A 331-nucleotide genomic window follows, 5' to 3' on the forward strand; every position below is an offset into this window, starting at 1 on the left:
GGAGGTGCGCAAGCTCATCGAGGCCGCGCACACCGAGGCGTGGGAGATCCTCAACACCTACCGCGACGTGCTCGACGACCTGGTTCTGGAGCTCCTGGACAAGGAGACGCTGAACCGCAAGGACCTCGAGCGGATCTTCGGGTCGGTGGAGAAGCGGCCGCGGATCACCGCGTTCGACGACTTCGGCGTGCGCACGCCGTCGGAGAAGCCGCCGATCAAGACCCGGCGCGAGCTGGCGCACGAGCGTGGTGAGGTCCTGCAGCCCGAGGAGGACGAGCGCACCCCGGCCGAGGTCGGCTCGGGCTCCGCCAACGGCTACGGCGACGCGCCC

1 protein-coding gene is annotated in these 331 nt (G+C 70.1%); it reads left to right on the forward strand.

What is annotated here, in order from left to right; genetic code table 11:
• On the forward strand, nucleotides 1-331 hold a 331-nt coding region (locus tag DBV35_RS29600; RefSeq protein ID WP_211100083.1), incomplete at both ends, for a hypothetical protein.

Source organism: Acuticoccus kandeliae (assembly GCF_003073115.1).